General features: G+C 73.0%; 20 protein-coding genes and 1 pseudogene. 13 read left to right on the top strand and 8 right to left on the bottom strand.

The features are described 5' to 3' along the window. Positions 1-408, top strand: a 408-nt coding sequence (locus ACR9ZK_RS13340; RefSeq protein WP_481342422.1) for a hypothetical protein, incomplete at its 5' end; no start/stop codon positions are given. Positions 409-480: 72 nt separating this feature from the next. Here the strand turns inward: ACR9ZK_RS13340 and ACR9ZK_RS13335 are convergent. Further along, on the bottom strand, positions 481-1797 hold the full coding sequence (locus ACR9ZK_RS13335; protein ID WP_481342421.1) for a hypothetical protein: 1317 nt from the start codon (positions 1795-1797) through the stop codon (positions 481-483). A 220-nt stretch (positions 1798-2017) separates the two neighbouring features. On the opposite strand from ACR9ZK_RS13335, the gene ACR9ZK_RS13330 reads away from it, so the two are divergent. The 3 genes from ACR9ZK_RS13330 (at position 2018) to ACR9ZK_RS13320 (ending at position 5073) form a co-directional block, all read left to right on the top strand. After that, the gene (locus ACR9ZK_RS13330; protein ID WP_481342420.1) at positions 2018-2929 is read left to right on the top strand and encodes an inositol monophosphatase family protein; all 912 of its coding nucleotides are present in this window, start codon (positions 2018-2020) and stop codon (positions 2927-2929) included. 198 nt (positions 2930-3127) lie between these two features. Further along, positions 3128-4558, top strand: a complete 1431-nt coding sequence (locus ACR9ZK_RS13325; protein ID WP_481342419.1) for an esterase/lipase family protein — start codon at positions 3128-3130, stop codon at positions 4556-4558. A gap of 68 nt (positions 4559-4626) precedes the next feature. Then, entirely contained in the window at positions 4627-5073 is a 447-nt protein-coding gene (locus tag ACR9ZK_RS13320) for a VOC family protein (protein ID WP_481342418.1), read from the top strand. 12 nt (positions 5074-5085) lie between these two features. On the opposite strand, the gene ACR9ZK_RS13315 is transcribed toward ACR9ZK_RS13320, so the two are convergent. From ACR9ZK_RS13315 to ACR9ZK_RS13305, 3 genes are read right to left on the bottom strand one after another with little or no spacing between them, the layout of a single operon-like run. Then, positions 5086-5886, bottom strand: a complete 801-nt coding sequence (locus ACR9ZK_RS13315; RefSeq protein WP_481342416.1) for an arylamine N-acetyltransferase family protein — start codon at positions 5884-5886, stop codon at positions 5086-5088. 42 nt (positions 5887-5928) lie between these two features. After that, positions 5929-6957 (bottom strand): Y-family DNA polymerase, encoded by a 1029-nt coding sequence (locus tag ACR9ZK_RS13310; protein ID WP_481342414.1) that lies wholly within the window; start codon positions 6955-6957, stop codon positions 5929-5931. 54 nt (positions 6958-7011) lie between these two features. Next, positions 7012-8019, bottom strand: coding sequence for a patatin-like phospholipase family protein (locus tag ACR9ZK_RS13305; RefSeq protein ID WP_481342413.1), 1008 nt, complete (start codon positions 8017-8019; stop codon positions 7012-7014). Positions 8020-8299: 280 nt separating this feature from the next. Between ACR9ZK_RS13305 and ACR9ZK_RS13300 the strand changes: the two genes are divergently transcribed. Next, on the top strand, positions 8300-9010 hold the full coding sequence (locus ACR9ZK_RS13300) for an NERD domain-containing protein (RefSeq protein WP_481342412.1): 711 nt from the start codon (positions 8300-8302) through the stop codon (positions 9008-9010). 11 nt (positions 9011-9021) lie between these two features. Here ACR9ZK_RS13300 and ACR9ZK_RS13295 read toward each other — a convergent pair whose 3' ends face one another. Further along, entirely contained in the window at positions 9022-9618 is a 597-nt protein-coding gene (locus tag ACR9ZK_RS13295) for a DinB family protein (protein ID WP_481342411.1), read from the bottom strand. Between the two features lie 310 nt (positions 9619-9928). On the opposite strand from ACR9ZK_RS13295, the gene ACR9ZK_RS13290 reads away from it, so the two are divergent. Next, on the top strand, positions 9929-10480 hold the full coding sequence (locus ACR9ZK_RS13290; protein ID WP_481342410.1) for a VOC family protein: 552 nt from the start codon (positions 9929-9931) through the stop codon (positions 10478-10480). Positions 10481-10490: 10 nt separating this feature from the next. On the opposite strand, the gene ACR9ZK_RS13285 is transcribed toward ACR9ZK_RS13290, so the two are convergent. Continuing rightward, positions 10491-11423, bottom strand: coding sequence for a sigma-70 family RNA polymerase sigma factor (locus tag ACR9ZK_RS13285; protein WP_481342409.1), 933 nt, complete (start codon positions 11421-11423; stop codon positions 10491-10493). Positions 11424-11581: 158 nt separating this feature from the next. On the opposite strand from ACR9ZK_RS13285, the gene ACR9ZK_RS13280 reads away from it, so the two are divergent. The 7 genes from ACR9ZK_RS13280 to ACR9ZK_RS13250 all read left to right on the top strand — a co-directional run bounded on the left by ACR9ZK_RS13280 (position 11582) and on the right by ACR9ZK_RS13250 (position 20275). Continuing rightward, positions 11582-11926 (top strand): VOC family protein, encoded by a 345-nt coding sequence (locus ACR9ZK_RS13280; protein ID WP_481342408.1) that lies wholly within the window; start codon positions 11582-11584, stop codon positions 11924-11926. A gap of 312 nt (positions 11927-12238) precedes the next feature. Further along, on the top strand, positions 12239-13393 hold the full coding sequence (locus ACR9ZK_RS13275) for a LacI family DNA-binding transcriptional regulator (protein WP_481342407.1): 1155 nt from the start codon (positions 12239-12241) through the stop codon (positions 13391-13393). Continuing rightward, entirely contained in the window at positions 13390-14676 is a 1287-nt protein-coding gene (locus ACR9ZK_RS13270) for a sugar ABC transporter substrate-binding protein (RefSeq protein WP_481342406.1), read from the top strand. The genes ACR9ZK_RS13275 and ACR9ZK_RS13270 overlap by 4 nt, the downstream gene beginning before the upstream one ends. A 4-nt stretch (positions 14677-14680) precedes the next feature. Beyond that, positions 14681-15688, top strand: a complete 1008-nt coding sequence (locus ACR9ZK_RS13265; protein ID WP_481342405.1) for a carbohydrate ABC transporter permease — start codon at positions 14681-14683, stop codon at positions 15686-15688. A 1-nt stretch (position 15689) separates the two neighbouring features. Next, the gene (locus ACR9ZK_RS13260) at positions 15690-16598 is read left to right on the top strand and encodes a carbohydrate ABC transporter permease (protein WP_481342404.1); all 909 of its coding nucleotides are present in this window, start codon (positions 15690-15692) and stop codon (positions 16596-16598) included. A gap of 19 nt (positions 16599-16617) precedes the next feature. Then, positions 16618-18243, top strand: coding sequence for a glucoamylase family protein (locus tag ACR9ZK_RS13255; RefSeq protein ID WP_481342403.1), 1626 nt, complete (start codon positions 16618-16620; stop codon positions 18241-18243). Positions 18244-18379: 136 nt separating this feature from the next. Then, positions 18380-20275 (top strand): glycoside hydrolase family 3 protein, encoded by a 1896-nt coding sequence (locus tag ACR9ZK_RS13250; RefSeq protein WP_481342402.1) that lies wholly within the window; start codon positions 18380-18382, stop codon positions 20273-20275. On the opposite strand, the gene ACR9ZK_RS13245 is transcribed toward ACR9ZK_RS13250, so the two are convergent. Then, positions 20263-20511 carry a DUF2630 family protein gene (locus ACR9ZK_RS13245; protein ID WP_481342401.1) on the bottom strand — a complete coding sequence of 83 codons (249 nt, stop codon included), beginning with the start codon at positions 20509-20511 and terminating at the stop codon, positions 20263-20265. The genes ACR9ZK_RS13250 and ACR9ZK_RS13245 overlap by 13 nt on opposite strands. Before the next feature lie 225 nt (positions 20512-20736). After that, positions 20737-21056, bottom strand: a pseudogene (locus tag ACR9ZK_RS13240) (hypothetical protein); the annotation flags it as partial.

Genomic DNA, 21056 nt, shown 5'->3' with positions numbered 1-21056 from the left:
TCCGTCGTCGGCAGCGTCAGATGTGTAGAAGAGACAGCCCCGGTCCCGAGCGACGTCGCCGCGACGGCCGGGTTCGTCGTCGGCAACACCGTCGAGCCGCCCTCGCCGCAGCGGGAGGCGCGCGAGCGGTCCCTCGCCCTCCGCGCCGCAGAGCTCGTCGCCACCGGCTCGGGCCACGACGACAGCGACCACCTGCGCAGCCTCGTCTACGCCCTGGGGATGCGCGGGCGTCTCGACCTGCTCACCGCGCTCTCCGACGCGCTGCCCGCCCACGTCGTGGCCCCCCTGGAGGAGGCCGCGGCGTCGGGCGTGCCGGTGACGGCGACGCGTCCGGGCACCGACGCCGTGGCGCGCGGCATCCTCGACTACTGGCTCGCGCTGCCGGATCACCTGCGCCCCGAGGGGTGACGCGGTGACGAGCGACCCACCCCCGCTCGCGAGCGGGGGTGGGTCGCGTGGTGGGCGGACGCGTCGCCCGGGTCAGCAGCCGGTGGCCGGCTGGCGGAAGCCCGGGAACGGGTTGAGGTCACCCATGAAGGTGTAGCGGCCACCCGCCCCGCTCTGAGTCGGCTCGGTGCCGGCCGCGTTCGGCGGCAGGCGCAGGAACCACGGGAAGAGCGCCTCGTCCTCGGGGTGGTAGGCCCCGTCCGCGCTCTGCGTCCCGTTCGGGTTGGGACCCTGGCGGAACGTGTTGGTGCCCTGGGCGAAGCCGATGGCGACGACGGGGTCACCGGTCTCGAGCACCGAGGTGCAGCCGTACTGCGGGGCGGTCGGCGTCAGCCACGGCTCGACCGTGTTGTTGACGAAGGGGTCGTCGCCCCACTCGGCGATCTCGTGGCTGATGGCGTGGATGTCCTGCAGCGCCCAGTAGGTGCCGCCGTCGGGCCGCGCGTAGATGCCGGGGCTGACGTACGACGCCCAGGCGAACGTCTGGACGGCCGCGTTGCCCTGCGACTTGCCGGTGCCGTAGCGGTTCCCGGCGGCGACGGTGCCGTGGTAGCCGATGACGCAGCAGTCGGTCAGCGACTTGCCGGTGTGCAGCAGGATGTCGTCGGTGAGGTAGAGCGGCAGGTGCGTCGGGTCGGCGGTCGACTCGAGGTTGGTGATCTGGGCCGACCACCAGCCGATGTCGACGCTCGCGAAGACCACACCGCGACCGCTCTGCAGCAGCCCACCCTGGTTGCTCGGCACCGTGAACGTCACGGGCGGCAGGACGTTCGGGTGCAGCCGCAGGTGGTACGGGCTCGCGCCGGTCCTGTCGAACTGGGCCCGCATCGTCGCGTCCTCCAGCTGGAGCGGCACGCCGGCATCCTCCTGCGACAGCAGACCGCCGGGCCCGCGCACGAGCGCCGGCGCGTTCGGGAAGGCGCCGGCAGCGGTGGCGGCCGTCGTCGACCCGTAGTCGCCGGTGGCGAACTGCGGCGAGGCGAGGGTCGCCGGCAGGACGGTCGACCCGTCGAAGGTACGGCCCGCGACGACGACCCTGATCGGGGTGATGTCGACCTGGACCGTGACGTCGCACGCCGAGCCGCTGCACGAGTGCGGGTCGGCCCCGACCATGTTGTAGCCGTAGGTTCGCCCGTCGGACGGGTCGGCCTGGGTGCCGTACCAGTGGGGCACGGTGCGGGTGGTCGGGAGGACCTTCGCGCCTCCCATCGTCACCGACTCGGCCTTGAGGGCGTCGTCGCTGATGACCTGCGGCTCGGACGTCGTGGGTGTGCCCGCCGTCGCCGCTCCGGCGGCCACCACGAGTGACGCGGCGGCGACCAGGGCTGATGCTGTGGAACGCAGTCTCATGTGCTGCTCCATCCATGGGTTCCTTGTGGTGACCCCCGATATGGCGGAATGTAGTGCCCGCGAGGCGCTGGTGGGCCGTATCGACGTGGACGGAATTCGTTGGGCACCAAAGGGTTTCACGCAACTCACAGCCTTCCCTCAGAGGGAGGTCACGATGCCTCCAGCAAGCGTCCAGCGATCGCCCAGCGGAGGCGCTCGAGGAAGGGGCTAGGTTGCTGCCGTGGACACCGACGAGATCCTGACGCTGCTGCGCGAGGTCGCCGAGGAGGTGGTCAACCCGCGGTTCCGGTCCCTCGCCGACGGCGAGGTGCACGAGAAGAACCCGGGCGACCTCGTCACGGACGCGGACCGCGAGGCCGAGGTGCTCATCACCCGGGCGCTGCTCGACGCCCACCCGGACGCCGTCGTCCTCGGGGAGGAGACCTTCGCGTCGGACCACACCCTCATGGACCGGTACGCGGCCGCGCCGCACGCCTTCACCCTCGACCCGGTCGATGGCACGAAGAACTTCGTGCACGGCTCGCCGGACCACGCCGTCATGGTCAGCGAGACCGTCGACGGGCAGGCGGTCCGCTCGTGGATCTGGCAGCCCCAGCACGGCCGCGGCTACGTCGCCGAGCGGGGCGCGGGCTCCTGGCGCCACGACGACCGGGGTGCGACCCGGCTGACCGTGCCCGCCCGTGACGACTCGGCTGACGCCTCGGGTGACGCGTCGGGCGTGCCGTCCGGTGACGTGTCGGGTGGCGCCTCTGCTGACACCGCAAGGGAGGCGCCCGGCGACCCCTCCGACCGTGCGGGTAGCGGGGCCGGGCTCCGCGGCCGCACGTCGCGCCGGGCGTGGATCGGCCGCAGCCTCGGCGGCCTGCCGCCGCTCGAGCTGACGTGGGTCTCCTGCGGCATCGACTACCCGAAGCTCGTCGAGGGCGCGGCCGACTACGTGCTCTACGCGCGCGGCGCGCCGTGGGACCACGTTCCCGGGTCGCTCCTGCTCGCCGAGGCGGGCGGCGTCCTCGGCCGGGCGGACGGGCAGCCCTACTCGCCGCGCGACACCGCCCCGCCGGGGCTCGTCGCGGCCGGGGCGCCGACCGTCTACGACCGGGTCGTCGCGGCCCTCGCCGCCGGCACGCACTGAGCTCGCCCACGATCGAGGCTCCGGGCGGGTGACGCCGACGGGTGCTCCTGCCCGGCTCCACGACTTCTGCGACGTTCGCACCCGTTTCGCGTATCACCAGCCGGCATCGGTGCCACCGTTGGTCGGAGGGCTTCGCAGCAGCCCCCGGCAGTCCTCTTGCAGCTCTCTGCAGTCCCCAGGATCGAGGCGGTGGGTCGGATGACGAGCAACGATCTGGTCGTGGTGCTCCCGGGCATCACGGGCAGCACCCTCGGGGTGCGCGGCACGGACGGGTCCCCCGCCGCTTCGAACCTCATCTGGGCACCGAGCGCCGGTGCGGTCTGGAAGATGTTCACCGGCGGCGACTCGGTGCTCAAGCACGCGCTGCCGGCCGGTATCGGCGACGACCACCCGGGCGACGGCGTCGAACCGGTCGCCCTCATGCCGGACGTCCACGCCATCCCCGGAATCTGGACCCCGATCCGGGGCTACGACGTCCTCGTCTCGGCGCTGGAGAGGCTCGGCTACCGACGCGGCGACGGGGCCCAGCCGCCGACCCTCATCGCCTTCGCCTACGACTGGCGCCTGTCGAACCGCTACAACGGCCGGCGGCTCGGCACCGTCGTCGAGCCCGCGCTCGAGCGCCTGCGCGCCCGCGGTGGGCAGTGGGCCGACGCGAAGGTCGTCTTCGTGTGCCACTCGATGGGTGGCCTCGTGGCCCGGTGGTACATCGAGAAGTGCGGCGGCGCGGAGGTGACCCGCAAGCTCGTGACGCTCGGGACGCCGTGGCGCGGGGCCACGGACGCCCTCGAGCAGCTCGTCAACGGGGTGCGCAAGGGCATCGGGCCCCTGTCGGTCGACCTGACGCAGTTCGCCCGGAGCATGCCGTCGCTGCACCAGCTGCTCCCGGAGTACGCGTGCATCGGCGGCGCCCCCGGGGCAGGCGGCGACTGGGCCAAGACGACCGAGGTGCAGGTGCCGAACCTCGACACCGCCATGGTCGCCGACGCGATGGCCTTCCACACCGACCTGCAGGCCGCCGAGGCCGCCCGGCCGGCGAGCCGGGACACCGCCCACCTGGTGCTCGGGGTGCGCCAACCGACGCAGACCACGGTGACCTTCCGGGACGGCCGGGCGGTCACGTCGCAGACGTTCGGGTCCGACGACGACTACGGCGACGGCACGGTGACGCTGACCGGCGCCGTCGGCCTCGGTGAGACCCTCGACACGAACCTCGCGGTCCGGGTGCCCGACCAGCACACCAACCTCCAGTGCAACCCGGTCGTCCTCGACCAGGTGCAGGAGATCCTCACGGCCAAGCCGGTGCGCCGCCGCGACCTCGCAACCGTCAGCGTCCGGGCGGTCGTGCCCGACCTCGTCACCGACGGGCACGCGCTGCGCGTCGCCTTCGACCTCGAGGACGACGACCCCGACGCCGGCCCTCCCGACCAGGCGGTGACCGTCACCGTCCGCAGCGAGGGCGGGGCCGTGCTCGCCACGGCGGAGCCTCGGGTGCGGGCAGGGCACGGCTCGGTGCGGTTCCCGGAGCTGCCGCCCGGCACGCACACGGTGACCATCACCGGGTCCGGCCCGGTGTCGACGGTTCGACCGGTCACCTCCACCACCCTCGTGTGGCCGACCGCCACCTGAGGCGACGGGTGCCGGCCGGCGGGCGAATCCCGGTGGCGCGTGTCGGTGGCGGGTGCTGAGGTGGTGGGATGACAGACACCGCAGCACCCGACCCCACGCCGACGCCCACACCGACACCCGGCCCGGGCGACCGCATCGGCTGGGACTGCGTGGCCCTCGACTGCGCCGACGCGGCCGGCGTCGCGCAGTTCTACGCCGACCTCCTCGGCGGCACCGTGGTGGCCGATGCCGACGGCGACTGGTTCAACGTCGTCTGGGACGGCCCGCGCATCGCCACCCAGCTGGCCCCGAACCACGAGTCGCCGGACTGGCCGCGCGGCCAGCAGCAGGTGCACCTCGACTTCGTCGTCGTCGACATCGCGGCCGCTCACGAGCGGGTCCTCGCCCTCGGTGGCGCGGCCCTGGACCCGGTGGAACCGCCGCAGCCGGCGCCCGAGCGCGGCTTCCGCGTCTACGCCGACCCGGCGGGGCACCCGTTCTGCCTGTGCCGCCCCACCCGCGACGCCTGGGGCTGAGGCGGGCCGACATCACGCCGCCGGCAGGTCGATGCCGAACCGGTTCGCGAGCACCTCGTGCACCTGCGCCTCGTCGACCTGTCGCTCGTCCCGCACACCGTGCGTCGTCGTGATGAGCCGCGTGCCGCTCAGGGTGATGCGCCCGGTGGCCGTCAGCACCGAGGCGAGCCGCTGCCGCGTGAAGTGGCTCTCGGCCGAGGTCTGCTGCCACTCGTTGCGTGCGGCGAAGTCGGACAACGGGTGCGGGCGGGTCGTGAACAGGTACCGGGCGGCCCACTCACCGCCGGCGGGACGCTCCCGGTACGCCCACGTGTCGCCGTCCCGCACGAGGCCGACGTCGGTGCCGCGCTCGCGGCGCACGAACCCGTCACGCAGCGGCATCGGCTCGATGAACCCCGCGCCGAACCCGACGTCGGCGAGGACCGGCTCGTCCATGTCCCCGCTCGCCACGACGAGCGCGAGGTGGTCGTACTCCGGCGTGAACCCCCCGTCCGCCGTGGCCACCCGAGCCGACACCAGGTCGACGTGGAACCCGGCCGTGCGCAACAGCGCCGCGAAGAGACCGTTGAGCTCGTAGCAGTAGCCGCCGCGCCGGTGCCGGACCACCTTGTCGACCAACGTGTCGAGCTCGAGGCGGATCGGCCGGCCCAGGTGGATGTCGAGGTTCTCGAACGGCACGACGAGCAGGTGGGCCCGGTGCAGGCTCGACAGCGCCGCGAGCGTCGGGGCCGCCGGCAGGGTCGCACCGATGCGGCGGGCGTAGGCGTCGGCATCCGCCGCGGTGAGGGTCTGCGTGCCCGAGGTGGGGTCCATGGGCGTCATCGTGCGACCTCGAGCGCACCTGAGGTCAAGGCGTCAGGACCGCGGCGTGGCGGGCAGCGGCAGGGTCAGGCCCACGAGCGTGACGCCGCGACCGTCCCGCTCGAAGCCGGTGCGGTCGAGCAGGTCGTGGGCGGCTCGACGCAGGACGTCCGTGGCGAGCGTGGGTGCCGGCAGCGGGCCGCGTTCGAGCACCTGCACGCCGTCGTCGTAGCGGACGTGCACCTCGAGGCGTGCCGGCAGGCGCAGCGGGCCGTCGAGCCCCGACACCCGCTGGACCGCCCGCGCGATGCACTCGTCGAGGACGGCGAGGACCTTGGAGCGGGTCCGGGTGGCGGCCAGCGACCGCGTCGCACTGACCGACCGGCGTGGCCGTGGCAGGCGGACGGTGGCGTCGTCGGTGCCCGCGGCTATCGACACGAGGCGTCGCGCCATCGCCGTGGAGACGACCCCCTTGAGCCGCTGCTCGTCCCAGCCGTAGAGGTCGGAGACGACGAACAGGCCTGCGGCGTGGAGCTTCTCGTACGTCGCGGGCCCGACACCCCAGAGGTCGTCGAGCCGGAGCCGGGGCCGCACCCGGGCCTCGGTCTCGGGGTCGACGACGACGAGGCCGTCCGGCTTGGCGCGCCGGCTGGCCAGCTTGGCCATGAGCTTGGTGCGCCCGACGCCGATGCTGACCGGGAGGCCGACCTCGGCCCTGGCCGCGCGTCGGAGCGCGGCCGCCATGCCGGCGGGGTCACCGCGGTCGCGGCCCGTGACGTCGAGGAACGCCTCCTCCATGGAGCCCGGCTCGACGAGGGGGGTGAACGAGCGGAAGACGTCGAACAGCCGTCGTGAGGCGTCCTCGTAGGCATCGGCCCGGTAGCCCACGACGAGCACCTCGGGCCACCGACGGCTGACCATCCGCGTCGACATGCCGGCGTGCACGCCGAGCGCCCTGGCCTCGTAGGACGGGCACGCGACGACCTCGTGCGCGACCACCATCGGCCGCCCGCGCAGCCGCGGGTCGTCGCGCTGCTCGACGGAGGCGAAGAACGCGTCGGCGTCGGCGTGCAGGAGGACCACGGGCCCATTCGACACGCGACCGCCGACAGCACGCCAGGGCGGGTGGGGCAGGCGTCAGTAGCCGGCGTGGTCGAGCGCCTCGGCCGTCAGCTGGCGGCCGAGCTCGATCATCTCGGCGGCCCGGTGGAAGTCGAGGGTCCGCACGGCGTTCGACGGGACGGTGACGAGGACGTCGGGCGGGTTGCTCGCCATGCGGTAGCGCGAGATGAGGGCGCTCATGGTGTCGAAGGACATGGTGAGCAGGTCGACGGTGCCGATGTCGGCACGGCCCGGGGCGAGCACCTCGGCCGCGGCCTGCGGGACGACGTCGGAGGCGTCCGGCGCGACGGTCAGCTCGGCGTCGACCTCGCGGCCGTGGGAGAACCGGCTCGTGATCGACCGGACCCGCTCGGAGTCGAGGACCTCGGCGGCGCTGCGCCGCAGTCGCAGCGCCCACTCCTCGCGGGGCCGCTGCTCGGAGGACTCCTTGACCGGTGTCGCGGTGCCGGTCGAGGACCGCATGCCGGACAGCGACACCGCGATGGTGACGTCGGCGGGCGCGGCGGCCGTCGGCTCGATGGGGATCGGGTTGATGAGGCCGCCGTCGACGAGGACCCGCCCGTTGATGACCGCCGGCGTGATGACGCCGGGGATGGCGATCGAGGCGCGGATCGCCTGCTCGACCGGCCCGCGCTGGAACCACACCTCGCGGCGGGCGTTGATGTCGGTGGCGACCGCCGTGAACGGGATCGGCAGGTCCTCGATCGTCGCACCGTCGAGGATCTCGCCGACGCGGGCGATGATGCGCTCGGCCCGGATCGCGCCGCCGAGCCCGCCGAGCCCGGTGAGGTTGAGGTCGAGGAGCCGCCACACCTCGCGCTGGGTCAGGCTCCGCGCCCACTCCGTGTACGCGTCGAGCCGTCCGGCCGCCGCGAGCCCGCCGACGAGGGCGCCCATCGACGTACCGGCGATGGCGACGACCTCGATGCCGCGCTCGGCGAGCACCTCGAGCGCGCCGATGTGCGCGTAGCCCCGGGCTCCGCCCGACCCGAGCACGACCGCCGCACGCGTCCCGTCAGCCACGTTCCGACGATACGACCTCGGCGCCGGTCGGGTGGCCGGGCCGGGGTGGTGTCGGTCACGCCCGGGGCAGCACATCCCGCGTTCTCCCGCGTTCTCCCGCGTTCGGCCACGGCGTCGGCCGCGGACGCCTAGCGTCAGGCGAATGACAGGGGACGAGCCACTCGCCGAGGATGAGAAGCGGGTGAGGCTCCGGTACGCCGGCGCCTGCGTGCGGTGCGGCGCGCACCTGGACCGCGGAGCACCTGCCATCCACTCCCGGGTGACCCGCACCGTCCGCTGCGTGGACTGCCACACCTCCTCGGAGCCGAGCGCCGCGGACCTGCCGAGCGCGCTGCCGCTCCTCGACGGGACCGCAGGCGCGTCGGCCCGGCGCGAGCACGACCGGCGCCGCCGCGCCCGGGAGGAGCGGGTGCGCGCCCGCGCACCTCGCATCGGTGGCCTGCTCCTCGCCCTCTTCGCCGACCCGCAGAGCACCAGGGCGTGGGAGACGGGCGCGCGCGGCGAGGAGCACGTCGGCTCGGCCCTCGACGCCGCCGCGGGTCCCACGTTCCGCGTGCTGCACGACCGGCGCGTGCCGGGCTCGCGAGCCAACCTCGACCACGTCGTCGTCTGCGCCCAGGGGGTCGTCGTGGTGGACGCCAAGCGGTACAGGGGACGGCCGCGGCACGTCGTCGAGGGCGGCTTCCTGCGTCCACGGGTCGACCGGCTGCTCGTCGGGACGCGGGACCGGACCGGGCTCGTCACCGCCGCGCACCGTCAGGTCGACGTCGTGCGTGCCGGGCTCGGTGCGGACGTCGACGTCGACGTCACCGCGGCGCTCTGCTTCGTCGACGCGGACTGGCCGCTCGTCGGCGGGTCGTTCGTCATCGACGGCGTGGCCGTGACGTGGGCCCGACGCCTGGTGTCCGTGCTCAGCCGGCCGGGCCCCCTCGACGCCGAGGCGGTCGCCGCCCTGCACCGGCGGCTCGCGTCGGCGCTGCGACCGGCCTGAGAGACCTGCGGTCAGGCGTCGGGGTCCTCGCCGGTGAGGCCGTCGACGTTCTCGCGCAGGAGGTCGATGTGGCCCACGTGGCGTGCGTACTCCTCGACCATGTCGACGACGACGCGACGCGTGTCCGGCGTCCGTCCGTCCCGCCACGTGAACGCCGCCGGGTGGTCGAGCCCTCCGTCGGCGAGGGCCTCGGCGAGCCGTCGGCGCGACCGGTCGCACGAGGTCTCCCACAGGGCGAGCAGCTCCTCGGGGGAGTGGTCGGCGGCGGTGCGGAACTCCCAGTCCGGGTCGGCGTCGAAGTCGACCGACGCCCAGGGCTCGCCGAGGGCCAGGCCGTGCAGCCGGTTGCCGAACCAGTGGTCCTCCACGAGCGCCAGGTGCTTGAGCAGGCCGCCGAGCGTCAGGCTCGAGGGCCCGAGCCGCCGGCGCATGCCGTCGGCGTCGACGCCGCTGCACTTCCACCGCACGTAGCCGCGGACCCGCTCGAGCTCGCCGAGGAGCATCTGGACCTCAGTGCCGGCGACCGGCGGGTGCGAGGGCGGCGGGAGGAAGGGGGAGAGGTCGGAGCGGCCGGAGAGGTCGGTCGGCGCAGGGTGCGAGGTGTCCATGGCGGCGACGGTATTCCCGGTTGCGGACGATCCGCAGCCGCAACGGATGTGGTGGCGCTGGGTGCGTCGGTGACCGCTGGGGCCGCTTTGTCACTGGTGCCTCGCCGACCATGTGACGCAACGCTGACGAAGAGCGGCAACGGCGACGCGTCGGATCGGCTGTGGCCCTCAGCCGGCGTTGAAGCCGCCGTTGCCGTGGGGCAACCAACCAGCCCCTCCCGGCCGCACGACCGGACTGCGGGCCGCGCGCTCGCCCGGGTGTCGTGAATGTTCAAGCCGCAGAGGCCACCCCGCGCCTAGCCTCGGCGTCATGAGTGACACCACCACCACGTCCGCGACGAGCCGAGCCGCCACCGGCGCCCACACGACGAACGGCGTGCCGCACGGGTCGACGAGCCTCACGCCCTTCATCGCCGTGCCCCGTGCCGCCGAGGCGATCCGGTTCTACGCCGACGTCTTCGGCGCCCGGGTCGTCGACGTCACCGAGATGGGCGGCGTCGTCGTCCACGCCGACCTCGACCTCGGCGACGGCCACCTGCAGCTCGGCGAGCCGATGCCCGACTACCACCTCGTGGGCCCGCCGGACGGCGAGGACGACTGCTACTCCCTCGGGCTCTACCGCCCGGACGTCGACGCCGTCGTCGAGCGGGCGCTCGCCGCGGGCGCGACGCTGCGCGAGCCGGCGACCGACTTCGTCTCGGGTGACCGGTACGCCAGCATCCGGGACCCGTTCGGCGTCCGGTGGAGCATCCTGACGCGGGTCGAGGACCTGTCCGAGGAGGAGAGCGCGCGACGCGTCCGCGACTGGGCCGCGCAGGCCGCGCAGGCCTCCCAGGCCTCGCAGCAGGACGCGCAGGGCTGAGCGGCAGCCGTCACAGGTAGTCGAGGTCGAGCGCGTCGAGGCGCGCCTCGTCCGCGACGAGGTCGATGCTCACGACGTGCCCGTCCTCGACGGTGAAGGCGAAGACGACCTTCGGCACGCCGTGCAGCATCCACACCGCTCCGACGCGCCCGTCGATGGCGGCGAGCCGGGCTCCCCGGGCGCGTCCGTCGAACATCGCGGCGACGGCCTCGCGCCCGCGCAGCTCCGCCGGTGACCCCATGAGCGCGGCGGCCGCATCGGACCGGACGACGACGCCGGGGTCCAGCAGCTCGAGCAACCGGCGGAGGTCACCACCCCGGGAGGCCGCGAGGAAGGCCTCGACGACCTTCCGCTGTCGCGACCTCGCCACCCCGTCCGCGGCCCGGACCGCGGCACCGACGCGCTCGGCGTCGAGGTCGACGTCCGAGGCCCGGACCCGGCGCCGGGCCCGGCTCGCGAGCTGACGCGTCGCGGCGGGGGAGCGGTCGAGCACGTCGGCGATCTCCTCGAAGGGCAGCCCGAACAGGTCGTGCAGGACGAAGGCGAGCCGCTCGGCCGGGGCGAGCGTGTCGAGCACGACGAGCAGCGCCAGCCCCACGGAGTCGGCGAGCTCGGCCTCGCGGGCCGGGTCGGGGGCGCGCCTCCCGCCGATGGGCACGACGGTGGCGTCGCCCGGGGACTCGGTCCCGGCGGTGTCCCACAGGTGCTCGCGGCGCGCCGACCGGGACCGCAGCATGTCGAGGCTGATCCGGGCGACGACGGTCGTGAGCCACCCACCGAGGTTGGCCACGTCCCCGGTGTCGGTCCGGCTCAGCCGCAGCCAGGCCTCCTGGACGGCGTCGTCGGCCTCGGTGGGGGAGCCGAGCACGCGGTAGGCCACGGCCCGCAGGTGCGGTCGGTGGTCCTCGAAGCGTCGGGCCAGCCAGTCCGGTGTCGTGTCCATCCCCGTGTCCATCCCCGTGTCCATCCCCCTGTCCATCCCCGTGCCCATCGCCGTGTCACATCCCCCGTGTCTCGTCCGTCATGCCGTTGACGGGCCGCACCGGCCCGATGTGACACCGGCACCGCCGGGCACCCGACCACCCGCGAGAAGGAGCAGCCATGCCGAGCATGAACACCATCGTCTACGCCGTCACCGACCTCGAGGCCGCGAAGGCCGCCTTCACCGCCCTCCTCGGCGACCCGCACACCGACCAGCCGTACTACGTCGGCTTCACCGTGTCGGGCGTCGAGGTGGGCCTGGACCCCAACGGCAGCCGGAAGGGCCTGGCCGGTCCGCTGCCGTACTGGACCGTCGATGACATCACCGCCTCGCGCGACGCGCTCGTCGGCGCGGGGGCCACCGTCGTTCAGGATCCGACCGAGGTGGGCGGGGGTCGGCGAACCGCCGTCGTCGCGCTGCCCGACGGGAGCCACGTCGGCATCCTCCAGGACTCCGTCGCCTGACCGGAGCATCCTCTTCGGGAACCCCGCGGCCCGGTGTCGTCGATCGTGACGGCACCGGGCCTCGCGCGGTCCGAGGCCTGGTCGGGAGCCCGAAAACGCTTGGGCCCCAATGCTTCACCGCTGGCGGGAGGGTGCCGGCACGCACTCCCCTGACCGCGTCGACGCGTGGCCGTGGGGGACGGCGCGGACCCCCGAGGACCCGAGGGTCTTGCGCTCTGCCGCGGGACGTGTGCAGGATGGATATGGATGTAAGCGCTTACAGACCCGGACAGCGCGACGGCACGGACTCGACGACGAGGCGGAGGTGGGCCCATGGCAGCCGAGCAGGCGGACCCCGCGCGCCGTGCCGCCGCTCCGCCCACCGCGTCCCCGACGGCCGCTGCCGCGGCTCCCGGCGGCGCGACGATCTACTCGGTCGCCGAGCGCGCCGGGGTCTCCATCGCGACGGTCTCGCGCGTCCTCCAAGGCACCGACGTCGTGTCCGAGGCGACGCGTCGCAAGGTCCTCGACGCCGTCGACGAGCTCAACTACGTGCCGCTCGGCGCCGCCCGCAGCCTCGCGGTGCGCCACCACGAGGCGTACGGCCTCGTCCTGCCCGAGCTCAGCGGGCCCTACTACGCCGAGCTGCTCCTCGGCTTCGAGACGCGCGCCGCCGACCTCGGCCAGAGCGTCACCCTCCTGCTCACCGAGGGCAAGGCCGACGCCGCTCGTGCGGTCCGACGCCTCACCACCCGGGTCGACGCGATCGCCGTGCTCGGCTCGGCCGCCATGCCACCGGCCGTGGCCCGGGCCCTGCACGGCCGCAAGCCCGTCGTCATCATCGCGGGCGAGCCGCAGAGCGGCATCGAGAGCGTCGCCGCCGAGAACGTCCACAGTGCGGCCGAGCTCACCACCCACGTCCTCGGCCACGGCCGGCGTCGCCTCCTGTTCGTCGGTGACCCCGACGGGGCGCCCGACATCGCCGAGCGCCACGCCGGCTTCGTCGCGGCCCACCACGACGCGGGGCTCGAACCGGCCGAGCCACTCCGCGTCCCCTTCCGCGAGGCCGACGGCGAGCGCGTCGCCGACCGCGTCCTGTCCGGTGAGCTCGAGACCGACGCGCTCGTCTGCGCCAACGACGAGCTGGCCCTGTCGATCATGGCCCGGCTGCAGGACGCCGGTCGCGACGTCCCGGGGGATGTGGCCGTCGTCGGCTGGGACGACGTCATGACCGCCAGGTACGTGCGCCCGGGCCTCACGACCGTCCGGCAACCCGTCCACGAGCTGGGGGAGCTCGCGGCCGAACGCCTCCACCAGCGGGTCCAGGGGGCGCAACCGGCGACCGAGCGCCGGGTGCTGCCGACCCGTGTGGTCATCCGTGGCTCGTGCGGCTGCGCGAGCCCGCGCTCATCGTCCGCGCCCGCGCCGCACCGTGTGCACGAGCAACCCACGCAGCATGCCCCAGAGAAAGAGAGAACACCCCGATGAGACGCACCACAGCCATCACCGTCGCGTGCATGACGGCCGCGGCCCTGACCGTGACCGCGTGCGGCCGGGGCTCCGACACCGGCGGCCCCGCCGCGGGCCAGACCGGCGCCGCCGTGAGCACCGGCAAGGCCACCGGCACCATCACCGTGTGGGCCATGGGCGCGGAGGGCGACAACCTGCCCAAGCTTGCCAAGGACTTCGAGGCGGCCAACCCCGGCGTCAAGATCCAGGTCACCGCCATCCCGTGGGACGCCGCCCACGACAAGTTCACGACGGCCATCACGGCCAACAAGACCCCCGACGTCGCCATGGTCGGCACGACGTGGATGGGTGAGTTCGCCGGCATGAACGCCCTCGACCCGACCCCCGGCCAGATCGACAAGTCCGTCTTCTTCGACGGCGCGCAGAAGACGACCGAGGTGGGCGGCACCTCGTTCGGCATCCCGTGGTACGTGGAGACGCGCGTCGTCTTCTACCGCACGGACCTGGCCAAGAAGGCCGGCTACGACACCGTCCCGACCGACTGGAAGGGCCTGCACGACATGGCCAAGGCCATGCAGACCAAGGCCGGCGCCAAGTGGGGCATCGGCCTGCAGGCCGGTGGCGAGGGGTCCTGGCAGACCCTCATGCCGTTCGCCTGGGGTGAGGGGGCCGACCTGACCAAGAACGGCGGCAAGGCCTACAACTTCGACAGCCCGCAGATGCTCAAGGCGGCGCAGTACTACCAGTCCTTCTTCACCGACGGCATCTCCGACAAGGCCGCACCCGCGACGCCGACGACCGAGCCGGACTTCGTCAGCGGCAAGGTGCCGATGTTCATCTCCGGCCCCTGGGAGATGGCCGCGGTCGAGAAGGTCGGCGGCCCCGGCTTCAAGGACAAGTACAACGTCGCGCCGATCCCGGCCGGGTCGCAGGGCTCCTCGTCGTTCGTCGGCGGCTCGAACTTCGTCGTCTTCAAGAGCACGAAGAACCGGGACACGGCCTGGAAGTTCGTCCAGTGGCTCACCGACCCGAAGGTCCAGGCCAAGTGGTACACGCTCTCGACCGACCTGCCCTCGGTGAAGAGCGCCTGGCAGGACCCGCAGCTGGCCTCGGACAAGAAGCTCGCCGTCTTCGGCAAGCAGCTCGAGACGGCCAAGGCGCCGCCGTCCTTCCCGACGTGGGAGCAGGCCGTCAAGGGTCTCGACACCGAGCTGGAGAAGATCACCAAGACCGGCGAGGACCCCGCCCAGGGGCTGAAGACGGCCCAGCAGCAGGCCGACTCCATCGGCACGGGCAGCTGAGACCATGACCGCCCGGACCGGCACGACGGGGTCCCCCACGGGACCCGTGTCGCCCGTCGCGGCGGGCGACGCGGCGGCACGTCCCGACGCGTCGCCCGGTGGGCCGTCCACCGGAACCTCCCGCCGGGCCGCGAAGGCGGTCCGGCGGGAGGGGCGGGCGGCGTGGATCCTCGCCCTCCCGTTCTGCCTCCTCTTCCTCGCCTTCACCGCGTGGCCGGTGCTCCAGTCGCTCTTCATGAGCATCACCGACACGAGGGCCCGCGACCTGCGCACCCCCTTCGCCGTCGACGTCGTCGGGTTCGAGAACTACGCCAAGGCGCTGTCCGACCCGCTCTTTCGCACGGCCGCGGGCAACACCGCCTACTTCGTCCTCGTCGGGATGCCCCTGACCCTCGTCGTGGCGCTTGCCGCCGCGGTCGCCCTCGACAAGGGCATCACCCGCTTCCGGGCCGCGTTCCGCCTCGGCTTCTACCTGCCGGTCATCACCTCGATCGTCGCGGTGGCCGTCGTGTGGCGCTTCCTCCTGCAGGACCCGGGCGGCCTCATCAACACGGCGCTCGGCTGGGTCGGCATCGAGGGACCGAACTGGCTCGGTGACCCGCACTGGTCGATGCCTGCGCTCATCCTCATGGCGTCGTGGCGCAACTTCGGCACCGCGATGATCATCTTCCTGGCCGGCCTGCAGGCGGTACCCGGCGAGCTGCACGAGGCGGCGGCCATCGACGGCGCCGGGGCCTGGAAGCGGTTCCGGCACGTGACGATGCCGCTGCTGCGCCCGACCCTGCTGTTCGTCATGGTCACGACGGCGATCGGCTACCTCCAGTTCTTCGAGGAGCCGTTCGTCATGACCAAGGGTGGCCCGCTGAACAGCACGATCTCGCTGTCCTACTACACGTACCAGCAGTTCGGCTTCGGCAACTACGCCCTCGCGTCGGCGATGAGCTACCTCATCTTCGTCGTCATCGCGGTCGTCACCGCCATCCAGTTCCGGCTGCTGCGAGAGAGGACCTGACATGTCCGTCGACACCGCACCCCGACCGACGCCGGAGGCGGGTGCCCGCCCGTCCGGGCGTTCCCGGGCACCGCGCTCGGGCATGGTCGGCTCGGGCCAGGGCGGACGGTGGTGGCTCTACCTCGTCCTCGTCGTCGCCCTGGTGGCCGTCGTCGCGCCGTTCGTGTGGATGGTCCTCGGGTCCTTCAAGGGCGAGGGCGAGCTGCGCCAGGTCCCCCCGACGTGGTGGCCGCACAGCGCGTCCCTCGACAACTACACGCAGCTGTTCAGCAAGCTGAACTTCGGCCAGTACTTCTTCAACTCCATCGTCGTGGCGGTGGTCGTGACGGCCGGCAACCTCGTCTTCTGCTCGATGCTCGGCTACGCCTTCGCGATGCTCGAGTTCCGCGGAAAGCGTCCCCTGTTCCTCGCCGTCATGGCGACGCTGATGATCCCCGGCGTCGTGACGTTCGTGCCGCTGTTCGTCCTCGTCGCCAACGTGGGGCTCATCAACTCGCTGCCCGGCCTCTTCCTGCCGTTCCTCGTCAGCCCGTTCGGCGTGTTCCTCATGCGCCAGTTCATCCTCGGCCTGCCCCGGGACCTCCTCGACGCCGGACGCGTCGACGGCGCCGGCGAGCTGCGGATCTTCTGGCGGATCATCATGCCGCTGTGCGGTCCCGCTCTGGCGACGCTGGGCATCCTGACGTTCCTCGGCAGCTGGAACAACTTCCTCTGGCCGCTCGTCGTGGGCCAGACCGAGGACAAGTACACCCTCCCCGTGGCGCTGGCCCTCTACTCGACGGGCCAGAACAGCACCCACTACGGCCTGCTCCTGGCGGGCGCCACCGTCGTCATCCTGCCGATCCTCGTCGTCTTCCTCGTGTTCCAGAAGCGCTTCATCGAGGGCATCGCGACGACCGGCCTCAAGTAAAGGAACGGAGAACACCCGCATGTCCGACCGTCCCGGTCCCACCCCGTCCTCGACCCCGACCAGACGCAGCCTCCTCGTCGGCGGCGCCGCCGCCCTGGCCGCCTTCGCCCTCGCGCCGGCGGCGCCGGCCGGTGCCACGACCCGCACCGGCTCGGCCCCCGCCTTCCTGCGTGGCGGGCTCAACGCCCGGACGCGTGCGCTCGACGCGGCCCGCGTGCGCACGTGGGCCGCCGACACCTGGCGCAGCCTCGTCGCGATGACCGACCCCAGGACCGGCCTGCCTGCCGACAACATCCCGGAAAGCCTTGCCGCAGAGGACCGTTCGGGATACACCTCGCCGACGAACATCGGCGGCTACATGTGGTCCACGATCGCGGCCCGTGAGCTCGGCATCATCGGCCGCGGCGAGGCGTCGGCCCGGCTCATCCGGACGCTCAAGACGCTCGACCGCATGCAGCACCACGAGCCGAGCGGCATGTACTACAACTGGTACGACGAGGCCACCGGCGAGGTGCTGACGACGTGGCCCACGGACGGCAGCCGCGTTTACCCGTTCCTGTCGAGCGTCGACAACGGCTGGCTCGGCGCGGCGCTGCTCGTCGTCCGCAGCTCGGACGCCGCCGCGGCACCGTGGGCCTCCCGCATCTTCGGCCGGATGCGCTGGGACATGTTCTACGACACGAACGTGGCCCTCAAGCCCGGCCTCATCCACGGCGGGTTCTACGACGCGCCACCGCCGCCCGGGTTCTCCGGCTACACCGGCAACCACATCGGCGTCGGCCCGGACGTCTGGTACACCAACCACCACTACGACACGACGGTCTCCGAGACGCGCATCACCAGCTACCTCGGCATCCTCACCGGGCAGATCCCCGGCGCCCAGTACTACGCCATGTGGCGCACGTTCCCGGCCGGCTGCGACTGGTCCTGGCAGGAGATGCAGCCCGTCGGCGAGCACCGCACCTACCTCGGCGTCGACGTCTACGAGGGCGCGTACACCTACCGCGGCCTGCACGTCGTGCCCGCCTGGGGCGGCAGCATGTTCGAGGAGCTGATGCCCGACGTCTTCGTCCCCGAGGCCGAGTGGGCGCCGAACAGCTGGGGCCGCAACCACCCGCTGCACGTGCGGGCCCAGCGCGAGCACGGCCTCGACGACGCCGGCTACGGCTACTGGGGCTTCAGCCCCTCGAGCGACCCGTTCGGCACCTACCGCGAGTACGGCGTCGACGCCCTCGGGCTCAACCCCGACGGCTACTTCTCCGACCGGGAGAAGACCAACTACGACCCCGGCTTCGGCGACTGCCGCCCCGCCACGAACCCCAACCCGACCTACGGCGACGGCGTCGTCACCCCGCACGCCGCCTTCCTGGCGATGCTGCACGAGCCCGACGAGGCGTTCACCAACCTCGCGAACCTCCAGGCGGACCTCGACGCCTACGGCCGCGGCGGGTTCTTCGACGCGGTCGCGGTGCGCTCCGGGACGGTGGCTCGGCGCTACCTGTCGCTCGACCAGGCGATGGTCATGGGCGTGGCCGGCAACGTGCTCGGACGCGACGTCATCCGCCGGGGCTTCGCGACGCCGGCCGTCGAGCGGCGCCTGCGCCCCGTCATCGGCATCGAGCAGTTCGGCGCCGGGCTCGCCTGACCGCTCGACCCGTCGGGAGCAGCCCACCGGCTCCCGACGCCGTGGCCGCCCGCCCTGCGCGGCCCCCTCACGCGGGCGGCCACGGCCCCACTTCCGCCTCCCCTGCGTCCACCTGCACCATGAAAGGGTTCTACCCGTGCGACCCGAGACGAGCATCTCCGAGGACGGGGTCGTGTACCGCGACCTGAACGGCAACGGCCGGATGGACCCGTACGAGGATCCCCGGCTGCCGGTGGCCGACCGGGTCGAGGACCTGCTCGGCCGGCTGTCGCTGGAGGAGAAGGTCGGCCTGATGTTCCAGACCGTCATCGAGGCCGGCACGGACGGCTCGGTCCTCGAGGCGCCGGGCGCGATCAGCAAGTCGCCGACGTCGCAGGTGGTGCTGGACAAGCACCTGAGCCACTTCAACGTGCACGCGCTGGCCGACCCGCGGATGGCCGCCCGGTGGAGCAACGCGCTGCAGTCGCTGGCGGAGCGCACGCCGCACGGCATCCCGGTGACGATCTCGACCGACCCGCGCCACGCGTTCATCGAGAACGTCGGGGTGTCGTTCTCGGCCGGCGCCTTCTCCCAGTGGCCCGAGCCGCTGGGCCTGGCCGCCCTGCGCGACGCGGACCTGGTGCGCACCTTCGCCGACGTCGCCCGGCAGGAGTACGTCGCCGTGGGCATCCGCGCGGCGCTGCACCCGACGCTGGACCTGGCCACCGAGCCGCGCTGGGCCCGACAGGCCGGCACCTTCGGCCAGGACGCGGACCTCGTCACCGAGCTCGGCGTGGCCTACCTCGAGGGCTTCCAGGGCCAGTCGCTCGGGCCCGGCAGCGTGGCCTGCACGAGCAAGCACTTCCCCGGCGGCGGGCCGCAGAAGGACGGTGAGGACGCCCACTTTCCCTACGGCCGCGAGCAGGTCTACCCCGGCGGCCGGTTCGCCGAGCACCTCAAGCCGTTCCCGCCGGCCATCGCGGCCGGCACGGCCGGGATCATGCCCTACTACGGCATGCCGGTGGGCCTGCGGATCGACGGCGAGCCGATCGAGCCGGTCGGGTTCGGCTACAACCGGCAGATCGTCACCGGGCTGCTGCGCGAGCAGCTGGGCTACGACGGCGTCGTCGTCACCGACTGGGAGCTGGTCAACGACAACCACGTCGGCGACCAGGTGCTCCCGGCCCGGGCCTGGGGCGTCGAGCACCTGGACCCGGCCGGCCGGATGGAGCTCATCCTGCAGGCCGGGGCCGACCAGTTCGGCGGGGAGGAGTGCGTCGAGGTCCTCATCGACCTCGTCAAGGCGGGCCGCGTCACCGAGGACCGCATCGACGTGTCCGCGCGGCGCCTGCTGGCCGTGAAGTTCCGCCTCGGCCTGTTCGAGAACCCCTACGTCGACGAGGACGCGGCCGCCGCGACCGTGGGCCGAGCGGACTTCCGCGAGCTGGGCCGGGCCGTGCAGGCGCGGTCGGTGACCGTGCTGCAGAACGGCGCCCCCGCCGGCGCCCGAGCGGCCGCGTCGAACGTCACGTGCGCCGAGGCGACGCTGCCGCTACGCCGGGGACTGCGCGTCTACGTCGAGAACCTGTCAGCCGAGGCGGCGAGCCGCCTCGGCACGGTCGTGGACCGGCCGCAGGACGCCGACGTCGCCGTCGTGCGCGTCACCGCCCCGTTCGAGCCCCGCGCGGACCTGTTCCTCGAGTCGTGGTTCCACCAGGGGTCCCTGGACTTCCCGCCGGGGCTGGTGCACCGGCTCGGCCGGCTCGCCGCCGTGTGCCCACTCGTGCTCGACGTCGTCCTGGACCGGCCGGCCGTGCTGACCCCGCTGCTGCCCGTGGCCACGACCATCGTGGCCAGCTACGGCACGAGCGACGACGCGCTCGTCGACGCCCTGACCGGCCTCGAGGCCCCGCAAGGGAAGCTGCCCTTCGACCTGCCCCGCTCCATGGAGCAGGTCCGCCGGCACGGCGAGGACGTGCCGGGCTACGACGACCCGCTCTTCCCGTTCGGCCACGGCCTCGCCGTCGAGACGGCGTCGGCTCAGCCGAGGTAGCCCTCGACGGTGCGCTCGGAGCGGACCTGAGCCTCCTCCGGGTCCTGGCCGAACTCGCGCCGGGCTCGACGCTGGCGCAGCAGGTCCCAGCACTGGTCCAGCTCGACCTCGATGCTGCCGAGGCGCGCGTGCTCGTCGTCGACGGTGATCTCGCCCTTGCCGAGCGACTCGCGCAGGGCGTGCTCCTCGTCGATGAGCGACTTGATGCGGCTCTGGATGGACACGTCGTCAGCCATGCCACAGTGTCGCACGGGGTGGATGCCCGGGCCCGAGGCTCCCGGCGTGTATCTGCGGCCGTGGGACCGGCACTGATCGGTGTGAGGGTCGCAGACCGGACAGAACCGGACTCGACCCGACGCTCCCAGCTTCGGCGGTTGGCCCGTTGTGGTACGTGAACCGTCACCCAGGGCCCGGTATCGCAGCCCCGCGCACCCGCGAACCGGGCCCTCGAGCGTTGGCCCTCACGTCCGCGCCGACGCGACGACCCTGCCGGTTCCGGTGCGGACCTCGATGGCCTCGATCTGGTCGGGGCTCAGGGCGGTCGCTCCGGTCACCCGGGAGTAGCCGGACGTCGTCGCACGCCAGGACGCCGCGGTCATGGCCTTGCCGTTGCGGTCGATGACGTAGAGCAGCAGCTCGCCCTCCTTCGGCATGTCCTCGCAGTCGATGTCGAGCTGGGTGCCCCAGCCACGGGTCACCAGGGCGACGTCGACCTTGACCGTGGAGCCCGGGGCGGCCGCGGCGACGTAGTGCGCCGTCGGCGGGGTCGAGGTGAGCATCT

The organism is Monashia sp. HAY1-5C (assembly GCF_056755255.1).
This window is presented reverse-complemented; position numbering and strand designations above follow the sequence as displayed.